The sequence below is a fragment of the Micromonospora sp. SD12 genome, assembly GCF_052068495.1.
GTDB lineage: Bacteria > Actinomycetota > Actinomycetes > Mycobacteriales > Micromonosporaceae > Micromonospora > Micromonospora echinofusca.
The window spans coordinates 210,900-223,211 of the sequence record NZ_JBQHDF010000003.1; the positions used below are offsets into that span (position 1 = coordinate 210,900).

Annotated in this window: 11 protein-coding genes and 1 pseudogene; 6 read left to right on the top strand and 6 right to left on the bottom strand. The window is 75.1% G+C overall.

All coding sequences use genetic code 11. The features are described from left to right. Window positions 1-27: 27 nt before the first annotated feature. The 4 genes and pseudogenes from ACTMS2_RS07930 to mraZ form a co-directional block, all read right to left on the bottom strand. Window positions 28-2,238 (bottom strand): peptidoglycan D,D-transpeptidase FtsI family protein, encoded by a 2,211-nt coding sequence (locus ACTMS2_RS07930; protein WP_441174833.1) that lies wholly within the window; start codon window positions 2,236-2,238, stop codon window positions 28-30. Between the two features lie 5 nt (window positions 2,239-2,243). Then, a complete protein-coding gene (locus ACTMS2_RS07935) occupies window positions 2,244-2,849 on the bottom strand; it encodes a septum formation initiator family protein (RefSeq protein WP_441174834.1) in 606 nt (201 codons plus the stop codon). Beyond that, window positions 2,839-3,952, bottom strand: a pseudogene (gene rsmH, locus ACTMS2_RS07940) (16S rRNA (cytosine(1402)-N(4))-methyltransferase RsmH). The gene ACTMS2_RS07935 and the pseudogene rsmH overlap by 11 nt, the downstream one beginning before the upstream one ends. A gap of 205 nt (window positions 3,953-4,157) precedes the next feature. Continuing rightward, window positions 4,158-4,589, bottom strand: coding sequence for a division/cell wall cluster transcriptional repressor MraZ (gene mraZ / locus ACTMS2_RS07945; protein ID WP_088999233.1), 432 nt, complete (start codon window positions 4,587-4,589; stop codon window positions 4,158-4,160). A 355-nt stretch (window positions 4,590-4,944) separates the two neighbouring features. On the opposite strand from mraZ, the gene ACTMS2_RS07950 reads away from it, so the two are divergent. Genes ACTMS2_RS07950 through ACTMS2_RS07965 form a run of 4 tightly spaced genes read left to right on the top strand, consistent with a single transcriptional unit; the run spans window position 4,945 to window position 8,435 of the window. Then, a complete protein-coding gene (locus tag ACTMS2_RS07950) occupies window positions 4,945-6,192 on the top strand; it encodes a Mur ligase family protein (RefSeq protein ID WP_357976039.1) in 1,248 nt (415 codons plus the stop codon). After that, window positions 6,182-6,904 carry a type 1 glutamine amidotransferase gene (locus ACTMS2_RS07955; protein ID WP_441174835.1) on the top strand — a complete coding sequence of 241 codons (723 nt, stop codon included), beginning with the start codon at window positions 6,182-6,184 and terminating at the stop codon, window positions 6,902-6,904. Before ACTMS2_RS07950 ends, ACTMS2_RS07955 begins: the two co-directional genes overlap by 11 nt. Continuing rightward, window positions 6,901-7,584 (top strand): TVP38/TMEM64 family protein, encoded by a 684-nt coding sequence (locus tag ACTMS2_RS07960; protein ID WP_441174836.1) that lies wholly within the window; start codon window positions 6,901-6,903, stop codon window positions 7,582-7,584. The genes ACTMS2_RS07955 and ACTMS2_RS07960 overlap by 4 nt, the downstream gene beginning before the upstream one ends. An 8-nt stretch (window positions 7,585-7,592) precedes the next feature. Further along, window positions 7,593-8,435 (top strand): aminoglycoside phosphotransferase family protein, encoded by an 843-nt coding sequence (locus ACTMS2_RS07965; protein ID WP_441174837.1) that lies wholly within the window; start codon window positions 7,593-7,595, stop codon window positions 8,433-8,435. A 73-nt stretch (window positions 8,436-8,508) separates the two neighbouring features. Here ACTMS2_RS07965 and ACTMS2_RS07970 read toward each other — a convergent pair whose 3' ends face one another. Further along, the gene (locus ACTMS2_RS07970) at window positions 8,509-9,165 is read right to left on the bottom strand and encodes a response regulator (protein WP_441174838.1); all 657 of its coding nucleotides are present in this window, start codon (window positions 9,163-9,165) and stop codon (window positions 8,509-8,511) included. Beyond that, a complete protein-coding gene (locus ACTMS2_RS07975; protein WP_441174839.1) occupies window positions 9,162-10,385 on the bottom strand; it encodes a sensor histidine kinase in 1,224 nt (407 codons plus the stop codon). The genes ACTMS2_RS07970 and ACTMS2_RS07975 overlap by 4 nt, the downstream gene beginning before the upstream one ends. A 133-nt stretch (window positions 10,386-10,518) precedes the next feature. On the opposite strand from ACTMS2_RS07975, the gene ACTMS2_RS07980 reads away from it, so the two are divergent. Beyond that, window positions 10,519-11,433, top strand: coding sequence for an ABC transporter ATP-binding protein (locus ACTMS2_RS07980; RefSeq protein WP_441174840.1), 915 nt, complete (start codon window positions 10,519-10,521; stop codon window positions 11,431-11,433). Further along, window positions 11,430-12,284, top strand: a complete 855-nt coding sequence (locus tag ACTMS2_RS07985; RefSeq protein WP_441174841.1) for a hypothetical protein — start codon at window positions 11,430-11,432, stop codon at window positions 12,282-12,284. Before ACTMS2_RS07980 ends, ACTMS2_RS07985 begins: the two co-directional genes overlap by 4 nt. Window positions 12,285-12,312: the final 28 nt, after the last annotated feature.

The following is a 12,312-nucleotide window of genomic DNA, read 5'->3' on the forward strand; positions in this document are numbered from 1 at the left end:
TCACCGATGATGTCGCGGTGTGGCCGCTCAGCGCGGATAGACCGTGAACTTCGGGGCCTTCTCCCCACTCGGCGGCACGCCGTAGTGACGCAGCGTGAACTGCATCATGTCCCGGAACGCGGGGGCCGCGATGGCCCCGCCGCCGCCGGAGGGGGTGTGCGCGAAGACCGCGATCACGTAGCGCGGCTTCTCCGCCGGAGCCATCCCGATGAACGAGGCCACCTCGCCGAGCTGCTTCTGCCCGTCGACCAACCGCCAGCCGGTGCCCGTCTTGCCGGCGACCCGCCACTCGGGGATCGCCGCGGCCCTGCCGGTGGCGTCCTCGACGGTGGTGACCGCCTCCAGGATGTGCCGCAGGGCGGCGGCGTTCTCCGGGCTGAGCACCGACCGGGTGACCGGGGGCTCGGTCGGCGTACGCTTCCCGTCTGGCCCGATCACCTCCTTGACCAGGCGCGGCTGCACGTACGTGCCGTCGTTGGCGATCGTCGCGTAGACGGCGGCCATCTGCAGCGGCGTGGCGTCCACGCTGTGCCCGATCGGCACCGACCCGGCCGACGACCCGCTCCACTCGTCGGCCGGCAGCAGCCGCCCGCTGGCCTCGCCGGGCATGCCGACCCGCGTCGGCTCCCCGAGGCCGAAGCGCTTCTGGTAGTCGATGAGGCGTTCGGGGCCGAGCTTGTCGGCGATGTGGATCGTGCCGACGTTGGACGAGTACGCCATCATGCCGGGCAGGCTCATCCGCTTGCCGTCGGCGCGGTGCGTGTCGGAGAACCAGGTGTCGCCCTTCTTGATGCTGTTGGCGATCGGCAGCGTGGTGTCGGGGGTGATCACGCGCTCCTGGAGCGCGGCGCCGAAGGTGATCGCCTTGTGCACCGAACCGGGGTCGACCACGAAGCTGGTGGCCGCGTCCTCCCGGTCGGTCGGGTCGCTCGGCACCGGCTTCGCCGCGTTGTAGGTGGGGTGGCTGGCCTGGGCCAGCACCTCGCCGGAGGGAATCTCGATCACCACGGCGGCGCCGGTGCTGCCCTTGCTCTGCGCCATGTGCCGGCTCAGCATCCGCTGCACCATGAACTGCAGGTCACGGTCGATGGTGAGCTGGAGCGAGCTGCCCGGCCTGGCCTTGGTCGTCTCGCTGTAGCCGCCGGGGATCGGGGCGGCCAGGTCGCCGAGGCCGACCTCGTAGACCCGCTTGCCGTCCTTGCCGCGCAGCACGTCGTCGTAGCGGGCCTCCAGCCCTTCCAACCCGACCATGTCCTGGCTGGTGAAGCCGAGCAGGTTGGCCGCGAGGTCCCCGCCGGGCACCTCGCGCCGCTCGTCGCGGTGGGTGTAGATGCCGGGCAGCTCCAGCGCGGTGATCTTCCGGGCCCGGTCGATGTCGACCCCCCGGGCGAGGTACTCGAACTGCGAGTCGACGCCGTTGACGCGCTTGCGCGGCTTCATCTTCTCGGCCAGCTCCGAGGCCGGCATGCCGAGCAGCGGGGAGAGCGCCTTGGCGGTGGCCTGCTGGTCCTTGACCTGGGTGGGGTCGGCGTAGACGTAGCGGGCCTCGACGCTGTGCGCCAGCGGGGCGCCGTCCCGGTCGTAGATGGCGCCGCGCGCCGCCGGCAGCGTGACGGTACGCAGCCGGTCGGCGACGCCGCCGCCGGCGTACGCCGGAGTCTCCACGGTCTGGAGGACGACCAGCCGGATGCCGATGACGGCGAAGAGCGTCAGGGTGAGCACGGTGCCCAGCCGCAGCCGGCGCCGGGGGTCGGCCAGCCGGGGTGGCTTCCGCGGCTTGCGCGACGGTCGCCGGGCGGCCGGGCGGTCCGGCCGGCGCGCGGGCCGCGCGGCGGTGCGGCGCGGCGCGGGCGGCTCGTCGTCGTGGCGGGGGGTGCGCGGGGTGACGGTACGGACGACGCCGGAGCGGCCCGCCGCCTCGCGCCGGCCGGCCCGGCCGGCGCCCGCGCGGCCGCCGTCGAGCACCTGGAGGGCGGGGCGGAACGGGTCGCCGGAGCGGGTGCTGCGCGGCGTGCGGCGCTGCGCGGCGGGGCCGGCGTCCGCGTCGGGCTCGGCGCGCCCGCCGGCGCGCTGCTCGCGCACGGTGCGCCCGCGCGGGGTGTACGCCCGGGCGTCGGAGATGCCACCGACCCCCGGCTCACCGGAGCGCGGTTCGGCGCCCCGGCCACCGGCGTTGCGGGACGAACCGCGCCGGGAGCCTGTGGCGTCCCGGCGCGGTTCCTCCGATCTCGGTGGCACGGTCGTCAGCCTCCCGCGCCCTGCTGGCTGGTGATCGAGGGCTGGCCCTCGGCCGGCTGCGGCACGCCGATCACCTTGCCGTCGGGCAGCCGGATGTACGCCGGCTCGCCGGCCTCCACCAGGCCGAGCTTGCGGGCCCGGGCCTCCAGGTTGCCCGGGGCCTCCGCGTCGGCGATCTCCTTGTTCAGCTGCTGCTGCTCCACGTCGAGCTTGGCCTGCTGCTCCTGGAGCTTCTCCAGCCGGAAGGCGTTCTCGTTGATCTTCGTGTTGACCAGCAGGATGCCGAGCACCCCGCCGACCACCAGCACCAGCACCAGCGCGGCGAAGGGCGCCCGGGGCACCCGCACCGGCGGTGGCGGCGCCACCCGGAGTCGGGGCGGACGCGCCGTGCCGGCGTTCTGCCGCTCGGCCGGCCGCAGCGCGGCGCTGCCCTGGGTCGGGAACTCGCGCGCCCCCCGGGCGCGAGTCTCCCCCTGCCGGTTCGCGCGGTCCGCCCGCGGCGTGCCGGTCCCGATGCGCGTGGCCCGCTCCGCCGCGGTCCGGCCCCCCGACCGCGGTGCGCGCTGCCCGCCGCCGGTTACGTCCCGGCGGTCGCGCTTGTCAATCGTCATGTCCCTCCCCCTCTTCGTCCGTCCCTGTCCCGTCCCCCGGGGTCCGTCGGATCCGTGTCGGATCCTCCGGTCCCCGCCCCTGGCTGGTGCATTGCCTTCACCCGCCGGCGGTACCGTTCGCGGTCGGTACGCCCCTGCTGCGCAGCGTCCGGGTCGAGTCGCTCCGCGGCCCGCAGCCGCACCGAGGCGGCGCGCGGGTTCGCGGCGACCTCCGCCTCCCCGGGCAGTTCGGCGCCCCGGCTCAGCAGCCGGAACGTCGGACCGGACCCGGGCAGTTCGACCGGGAGGTCTACCGGGCCCTTGCTGCGGACCCGGTCGCTGAGCGCCGCCTTGGTGAGCCGGTCCTCCAGCGAGTGGTAGGACAGGACCACCATGCGGCCGCCCACGTTGAGCTTGTCGAGCGCGGCTGGCAGCGCCGTCTCCAGCGCTGCCAGTTCCTTGTTTACCTCGATCCGTAAAGCCTGAAACGTTCTCTTGGCCGGGTGTCCCCCGGTTCGTCGCGCCGGTGCCGGAATGGACTCCCTGACCAGTTCCGCCAGCCGCGCCGACGAGGTGATCCGGGCCCGCTCGCGTTCGCGGATGATCGCCGAGGCGATCCGGCCCGCGAACTTCTCCTCGCCGTAGACCCGCAGCACCCGGGCCAGGTCCGGGTGCGGGTAGGTGTTGACCACCTCCTCGGCGGTCACCCCCCGGGTCTGGTCCATCCGCATGTCCAGCGGGGCGTCCTGCGCGTAGGCGAACCCGCGGTCGGGTGCGTCGAGTTGCAGGCTGGAGACGCCCAGGTCGAACAGGATCCCGTCGATGCCCGGGTAGCCCAGCCGGTCGAGCACCTCCGGCAACTCGTCGTAGACGGCGTGCTCCAGGTGGACCCGGTCGGCGAAGCGGGCCAGCCGGACACGCGCGTGGGCGAGCGCCTCGGTGTCCCGGTCGAGCCCGATCAGCACCGTCTCCGGATGCGCCTCGAGAACCGCCTCGGCGTGCCCGGCCAGCCCCAGCGTCGCGTCGACGTGGACCGTCCGTCCGCCCCGGCCCAGCGCGGGGGCCAGCAACTCGAGACACCGCTCGAGCAGCACCGGCACGTGCGTGCCGCGTAGCTCCCCCATGTCGACCCCCACTGGTGTGAAACCCTCGTCCTTCATGCGTCCGTCGTCGGACGACGCCGTGCCGTCGTACCGCCAGATCCCCATCCGCTCCCGCCCGTCGGAGGCCGCGGCCCTCCGATCGGATCGTGCGCCTGGCACCGGGGAAGGGGTGCCAGGAACTCGAAAGCGGGTGGAGATCTCGCAGTACGTCGGGCGTCGTCACGCCCTACAGACCGCTGGGCAGCACCCCCTCCTCGATGTCGGCGAAGTCGTCTTCGCTCTCCGCGAGGTAGGACTCCCAGGCAGCCTTGTCCCAGATCTCCACCCGGGTGCTCGCGCCGATCACCACCAGGTCCCGGTCGAGTGCGGCGTAGGCCCGCAGGTGGGCCGGGATCGTCACCCGGCCCTGCTTGTCGGGCACCTCGTCGTGCGCGCTGGCGAAGAAGACCCGGCTGTAGGCCCGGGCCGCCTTGTTCGTCATCGGCTGCGCGCGCAACTGCTCCGCGATCCGCTGGAACTCGGGCATCGGGAAGGCGTAGAGGCAGCGATCCTGCCCTTTGGTTATCACGACACCCCCCGCCAACTCGTCCCGGAACTTCGCCGGAAGGATCAACCGGCCTTTGTCGTCCAGGCGTGGGGTGTGGGTGCCGAGGAACATCGGCCCAACCCCCTCGCCCTTGAGCGGCGTTCGCGGCGCCGCTGACCCCCCGGGCCGGTGGGCCCTCCCGGCCTCACCATTGGGCCCCACTCTACTCCACTTCCCTCCACCCGCAACCAGAATCGCCCGCGTGGCGCGGCGTTTCGGCGCGCAAAACCGCACGTCAACGGGGGTGGAGCGGAGTGGAGGGCTGCGGGGCCGCCGGGGCCGGTCCGCTTTCCGACATAGATCGACTCCGTCCGGCTGAGCGCGCCCCGACCGCCCCGCCGGGCCACCCCGGCCGAACGGTTCGCCGTCGGCGGCGATCTGGCGGGGTCGGCGGTCCGGTAACCTCGCTCGGGTGACGGACGCGAAGATGCCCCTGCGGGCAAAGGTGGCCAGCTCGGTGTCGCGGACCGCCGCGGCGCTGTCGCGGGCCGCGGGGCGCGGTGACGGCTCGGTGATCGGCGGCTGGATCGGCCTGAAGATCGACCCGGACCTGCTGGCCCACCTGTCGGCCGGGCGCGCGATCGCCCTGATCTCCGGCACCAACGGCAAGACCACCACCACCCGGCTCACCGCCGCGGCGGTCGGGGTGCTCGGTCGCGTCGCCACCAACTCGTTCGGCGCCAACATGCCGACCGGGCACACCTCGGCGCTCGCCAAGGCCGGCAGCACGCCCTACGCCGTGCTGGAGGTCGACGAGCACTACCTCGCCCAGGTGCTGGAGGCCACCGAGCCGCACGTGGTGGCGCTGCTCAACCTCTCGCGCGACCAGCTCGACCGGGCCAAGGAGGTCGCCATGATGGCGCAGCTCTGGCGCGCCGCGCTGGTCCGGCACACCAACGTGCGCATCGTCGCCAACGCCGACGACCCGATGGTGGTGTGGGCCGCCACCCCGCCGCCCAACCACGACCACCGCATCGCCCCGCCGCACGTCACCTGGTTCAGCGCCGGGCAGCGCTGGCACGACGACTCCTGGGTCTGCCCCGAGTGCGGCTCCACCATCCAGCGCTCCGGCGACCAGTGGTGGTGCAGCGGCTGCCCGCTGCGCCGGCCCGAGCCGCAGTGGACGGTGGAGGACGACGGCGTGCTCGACCCGACGGGCGCCTGGCACAAGGTCAAGCTCCAGCTCCCCGGCAAGGTCAACGTCGGCAACGCCGCGACCGCGCTGGCCGTCGCCGCCGAGTTCGGCGTCCGGCCCGTGGACGCCGTGCTCCAGCTCGGCACCGTCACGTCCGTCGCGGGCCGCTACGCGCAGGTCGACCGGGACGGGCGCAACATCCGGCTGCTGCTGGCGAAGAACCCGGCCAGCTGGCTGGAGGCGTTCGACATGGCCGACGTCGCCCCGACACTGCTCTCCATCAACGCCCGGGACCCCGACGGGCTGGACACCTCGTGGCTCTTCGACGTCGACTTCGCCCCGCTACGGGGCCGGCAGGTGCTGATCACCGGCGACCGCGCGTACGACCTCGCGGTCCGGCTGGAGGTCAACGACGTGCCCTTCCAGCATGTGCGGACATTCGCCGACGCCGTCCGGTCGGTGCCCCCGGGGCGCCTGGAGGTCATCGCGAACTACACCGCGTTCCAGGACATCCGAGCGGAGTTGGACCGTGTCAACTGAGAGTCTGCGCATCGTCTGGATCTACCCCGACCTGCTCTCCACCTACGGCGACCGTGGCAACGCGCTGATCCTCGCCCGCCGGGCGCGCCTGCGCGGTTTCCCGGTCGAGGTGCTGGAGGTGCGCTCCGACCAGCGGCTGCCCTCCACCGCCGACATCTACCTCATCGGCGGCGGCGAGGACGGCCCGCAGGCGCTCGGCGCGCAGCGGCTGCTCGCCGACGGCGGCCTGCACCGGGCCGTCGCCCAGGGCTCGGTCGTGTTCGGCGTCTGCGCCGGCTACCAGCTCCTCGGCACCTCCTTCTTCGCCAAGGGCACCCTCTGCGCCGGGCTGGAGCTGCTCGACCTCTCCTCCGACCGGGGGCCGACGCGCGCCGTCGGCGAGCTGGCCGGCGAGATCGACCCGCGGCTGGGCGTACCGGCGCTGACCGGGTTCGAGAACCACGGTGGGCGTACCCACCTCGGCCCGGGGGTCTCCCCGCTGGCCCGGGTCACCGCCGGGGTCGGCAATGACGGCGCCACCGAGGGGGCGTGGCGGGGCAAGCTGCTCGGCACGTACTCGCACGGCCCGGCCCTGGCCCGCAATCCCGCGCTGGCGGACCTGCTGCTGCGCTGGGCCACGGGCGTGCACCAGCTCCCGCCGCTGGACGACACCTGGTCGGACCGGCTGCGCGCCGAGCGCCGCGCCGCGGTGGCCGCCGCCGCCAGGGCATGATCCCGGCCGTCCGGCGGCTGCTGCGCCAGCCGTCGGCCGTCCGCTTCGCCCTGCTGCTGCTCCTGTTGGTCACCTTCGGGGCGGTGCTGCTCGTCGTCGACCTGCCCGAGGCGCACCAACTGCCCCGGCTGGCCGACCGGATGGGCGCCCTCGCCCCCGTGGCGGCGGTCCTCGGCGGCGCGCTGCTGCTGGTCGCGCTGGTCCCCCGGACCTTCGTCACGCTCGCCTCGGGAGCGATCTTCGGCGCGCTGGAGGGCGCCGCGTACGCGCTGGGTGCCGCGCTGCTCGCGGCGGCGCTGGGCTTCGCGGTCGGCCGCCTCCTCGGGCGGGAGTTCGTCGCCGAGCGGGTACGCGGCCGGCTGGCCCGGCTGGACGGCTGGTTCGCCCGGCAGAGCGTCCTCGGCGTGATCACCGTACGGCTGCTGCCGATCGCCGGCTTCGGGCTGGTCAGCTACGGCTACGGCACCACCGGCGCCCGGGTCCTGCCGTTCCTCGCGGGCAGCGTGATCGCGTCCGCGCCCACCGCGTTCGGCTACGCGGCGGTGGGCGCGGCGGTCACCTCACCGGGCGACGTCAACTGGTTCGGCGCCGCGCCGGCCGCGCTCGGCCTCGTCGCCAGCGTGGTGCTGATCCGCCGCTGGTGGCGCGCCGAGCGGCAGCGCCGGCTCGGGCCGAGCTGAGGCCGGCGGTGCGCAGTCGGTCGCCCGGGGCGGGCGGGGACACCGGGCCGGGACACGAGGAGCGGCAGCCGACCGCCGCCACCGGTCGCGTCGACCCGGCCGTCGCCGGGGAGCGGCTGCGCGGCGGCTTCATCGCCGAGGTGGTCCGGGTCGGCGACACCGTCCGGCGTACGCCGCCGGAGAACGCCGAGTTCGTCGCCGCGCTGCTGCGGCACCTGGATCGGGTGGGCGCGGACGTCGCGCCCCGCCACCTCGGCACGGACGAGCGGGGTCGGCAGGTGCTCAGCCACGTCGACGGCCGGGTGCCGTGGCGGGACAGGGAGGATCCGGCGTACTTCGCGGACCCGGCGCTGACCCGGCTGGCCGAACTGGTCCGGCGGCTGCACGACGCCTGCGCGGGCAGCCCGCTGGCCGGGGACGCCGAGACGGTCTGCCACCGCGACCTGTCCCCGAAGAACACGGTGTATCGGGATTCCCCCGCCGGCCCGCTGCCCGTGGCGCTGATCGACTGGGACCTCGCCGCGCCGGGCCGGCGGGTCGAGGACGTTGCCTTCGCCGCCTGGCACTGGGCGGCGCCGGGAGCCGACCCGGTGGAGCTGGGCCGGCGCGCCCGGCTGCTCTGCGACGCCTACGAGGCGGCCGGCACGGGGTCGCTCGCGCTGCCCCGCGCCGAACTGGTCGACGTGATGCTCGCCCAGATGGACGGGACCTGGCGCGGGATCGCGACCGGCGCCGAGCGGGGCGATCCGGCCATGTGCCAGCTCCGCGAGGCGGGGATCGCCGACCTGGTGCGCGACTGGTACGACTGGCTGGCCGAGCACCGCCCGGTGGTGACGGCCGCGCTGCGCTGACCCGCTCCGTGCCGCACCGCGGCCGCACTGCGCTGACCGTCCGGAGCGCGCCCGCCCCACCCGGTCGCGCGCCTCATCCCGCCGTGGAGACCAGCCCCGCCTCGTAGGCGGCGATGACGAGGTGCACGCGGTCGCGGGCGCCCAGCTTGCTGAACAGCCGGGCCACGTGGGCCTTGGCGGTGGCCGCGCTGATCGTCAGCTCGGCGGCGATCTCGCCGTTGGACAGGCCCCGGCCGACGAGGGTCAGCACCTCGCGCTCCCGCTCGGTGACGCCGTCGAGGGCCCGGGTCGGGGCGGCGGGGGCCGGTCGGCGGGCGAACTCGGCGATGAGCCGGCGGGTGACCCCGGGAGCGATCAGCGCGTCCCCGGCGGCGACCACCCGGACGGCGTTGAGGATGTCGTCCAGCGCCATGTCCTTGACCAGGAATCCGCTCGCGCCGGCGCGCAGCGCGGCGTGCACGTGCTCGTCGTCGTCGAAGGTGGTGAGCACGAGGACGCGGGTGACGCCGCCCGCCGAGGTGATCGCCCCGGTGGCCCGGATGCCGTCCATGCCGGGCATCCGCAGGTCCATCAGCACCACGTCCGGCACGAGCTCGCGGGCCAGCCGTACCGCCTCGGTCCCCGTGCCCGCCTCGCCGACGACGTCGATGTCGGGGGCGTCGGCGATGAGCACCCGCAGGCCGGCGCGGACCAGCGGCTGGTCGTCGACGAGCAGCACGCGGACGCTCACCGCTCCCCCGTCCCGGCCGGCTCCACCGCCGCCGGCGACACCGGGGGTACCGCCGTCGCCGTCGGCAGCCACGCCGCCACCCGGAAGCCACCCTCCGGGCGCGGCCCGGCGTGGAACCGCCCGCCCGCCAGGGCGACCCGTTCCCGCATGCCGACGATGCCGTGTCCCTCGCCGCCGACCGAGCCGCCCCGGCCGTCGTCGACGACCTCCACCGCGACCTCGTCGGGGCCGTACGTGACGGTGACCCGGCACCGGTCGCTGCCCGCGTGTCGTACCACGTTGGTGAGCGCCTCCTGCACGATGCGGAACGCGGCGAGGTCGACCTCGGCCGGGACCGGCCGCCGTTCGCCGCCGCGCCGCAGGTCCACCCGCACGCCGGCGTCGGCGGCGGCCGTGACCAGCCGGTCGAGGTCGTCCAGCCCGGGCGTCGGATCCAGCGACGCCGACTCCGAATGGGGGCGGCGCAGCGCGCCGAGCGTACGCCGAAGGCCGGCCAGGGTGTCGCGGCTGGTCGCCTCGATGGTGGCCAACGCGGCGCGCGCCTGGGCCGGCTGGGTGTCGATGACCCGGGCCCCCACGCCGGCCTGGATGGCGATCACCCCGATGCTGTGGGCGACCATGTCGTGCAGCTCGCGGGCGATGCGCAGCCGCTCGGCGGTGACCGCCTCGGCGGCGGCGTGCGACCGCAGCGCCTCGGCGTAGCCGCGCCGGGCCCGCACGGAGTTGCCGACCGTCCACGCGGTGACGACCGCCAGCACGGAGAGCGTGGCCCGGCTCACCGGGTCGGTGGAGGGGTTCACGAAGCTCGCGGTGATCTGCACGGCGAGCGCCACGACGGCCACCGGCGCCGAGACGCGGCGGGACCTCCCCGCCGCGATCAGCCCCACCACCAGGTCGACCGCCAGGAACTGCGCGTACCAGATGTCGGCCAGGTAGCCGTCCTCGCCGACGTTGACGACCACGGTGACCACGCACGCCGCGACGAGCATCAGCGCCAGGGCCAGCACCGGCCGGCGCCGCAGCAGGCCGGCGGGCGGGGCCACGGCCAGCAGCGGGACCAGGTAGCGCTCGGCGAGCCACCAGTCGCCGAACCCCACGCCGTTGCGGCTCGACGCCACGACCGGGGCCATGAGCACGGCGAACGGCAGCACCGCGACGCCGAGCCAGGGCAGCACCGCCCGCGCCGGGGCGCGGCGCGGTGGCGGCGCGGTCGCATCCATGCCGCACACGGTAGCCAGCCCGCCGCCGCCCGGGCATCGGCCCACGGGCGTACGCCCCGGGGCGGGTCACCGCCCGCCGGATGTGCCCGCCGGGGCGACGCCGCGACGGCCGTCACCCGGCAGCGTGGGCCGGGTGATCGAACTGAACGCCCTGACGAGACGGTACGGCCGCACGACGGCCGTCGACGACCTCACGTTGACCGTGCGCCCCGGCCACGTGACCGGGTTCCTGGGCCCCAACGGGGCCGGCAAGTCCACCACGCTGCGGATGATCATCGGGCTCACCGCGCCGACCAGCGGCACCGTCACCGTGGACGGGGTGCGTTTCGCCGACCGGCCGCGCGGGCTGCGTCACGCCGGCGCGCTGCTGGACGCCGGCGACGTGCACGGCGGGCGCAGCGCCGTCGCGCACCTGTGGGCCCTGGCCCGCAGCAACGGCATCGCGCGCAGCCGGGTCGACGAGGTGCTGCGGGAGGTGGGGCTGTCGGCCGCCGCGCGGCGGCGCATCGGCGGCTTCTCCCTCGGCATGCGGCAGCGGCTCGGGATCGCCGCCGCGCTGCTCGGGGACCCGCCCGTGCTCCTCTTCGACGAGCCGTTCAACGGCCTCGACCCGGAGGGGGTGCGCTGGGTACGGGACCTGTTCCGGCGGCTGGCCGCCGAGGGGCGTACGGTCTTTGTCTCCAGCCACCTGATGAGCGAGATGCAGAACTGCGCCGACCGGCTCGTGGTGATCGGCCGGGGCCGGCTCATCGCCGAGCAGAGCCTCGCCGAGTTCGCGGCCGGGAGCAGCCGGGCCGCCGTGTCCGTCCGTACGCCCGACGCGGCGGGCCTGGCCGCCGTGCTGGCGGCGGAGGGCGCGGACGTGCGGCCGGGCGACGCCGGGGCGCTGATCGTGACCGGCCTGACGGCCGCGCGCATCGGCGACCTCGCGCTCGCCCACCGCATCGTGCTGCACGAGCTGAGCACCCGAACGGCCTCGCTGGAGGACGCCTTCATGGCGCTCACCGCCGACAGCGTGGAGTACCTCGCCGGGGAGGGGACCCGATGACCGCCGTGACCGGGGCGACCCGCCGACCGACCGTGACCGGGCCGCCGGCCCGGTTCCGCGACCTGCTGGCCGCCGAGTGGATCAAACTCTGGTCGCTGCGCTCGACCCGCTGGACGCTGCCGCTGGTCTTCCTGTTCGTGGTCGGGGTCAGCGTCAACGCCAGCCTCGCCGACCACCGGAACTGGCCGGCGTACCCGGAGGGGCGCCGGGAGATGTTCCGGCTGTACGGGCCGCTGCGCGACGCCTTCCCCGAGGCCGGCTACCTGCTGCTGATCCTCACCTCGGCCACCGTCGGCGCCCTGACGGTCGTCGGCGAGTACCAGAGCGGGCTGATCCGGGCCACGTTCGCCGCCGTGCCCGTCCGCCGGGCGATGGTCGCGGCGAAGGCCGCCGTCCTGGCCGGGGTGATGCTCGTCCTCGGCGCGGTCACCGCGGCGACCTCGTTCTGGGTGTCCCAGGCGATCCTCGCCGACCGGGGCGCCGGCTGGTCGATCGGCGAGCCGGGGGTGCTGCGCGCCGTCGTGGCGAGCGCCGTGCTGGTGCCCGTGTGCGCGCTGGTCGGGATGGGTCTGGGCGCCCTCACCCGGCACGCCGCCGGGGCCGTGGCCGCCGCCACGGCGGTGCTCGTGCTGGTGCCGATGGCGGTGGACAGCGACGAGCACCGGTGGATCGCCGAGGCGTACAACGCCCTGCCGCTCACCGCCTGGCTACGACTGATCGAGGTGCACCCCGACGTCCTCAACCCGGACCCGTACCCGGCCACCGTCACCGGCTCCTGGCTGACCCTGGCCGCCTGGTCCGTGGCCGCGACCCTGACGGCCGTGACCCTCACCCACCGCCGCGACCCCTGATCCAGGTCAGCCGCGCCGATCATGCAGT

Coding starts and splice junctions, on each gene's coding strand:
- ACTMS2_RS07975 (WP_441174839.1), bottom strand. CDS start 10,385: ATGGATGCGACCGCGCCGCCACCGCGCCGCGCCCCGGCGCGGGCGGTG.
- ACTMS2_RS07960 (WP_441174836.1), top strand. CDS start 6,901: ATGATCCCGGCCGTCCGGCGGCTGCTGCGCCAGCCGTCGGCCGTCCGC.
- ACTMS2_RS07950 (WP_357976039.1), top strand. CDS start 4,945: ATGCCCCTGCGGGCAAAGGTGGCCAGCTCGGTGTCGCGGACCGCCGCG.
- ACTMS2_RS07985 (WP_441174841.1), top strand. CDS start 11,430: ATGACCGCCGTGACCGGGGCGACCCGCCGACCGACCGTGACCGGGCCG.
- mraZ (WP_088999233.1), bottom strand. CDS start 4,589: ATGTTCCTCGGCACCCACACCCCACGCCTGGACGACAAAGGCCGGTTG.
- ACTMS2_RS07935 (WP_441174834.1), bottom strand. CDS start 2,849: ATGACGATTGACAAGCGCGACCGCCGGGACGTAACCGGCGGCGGGCAG.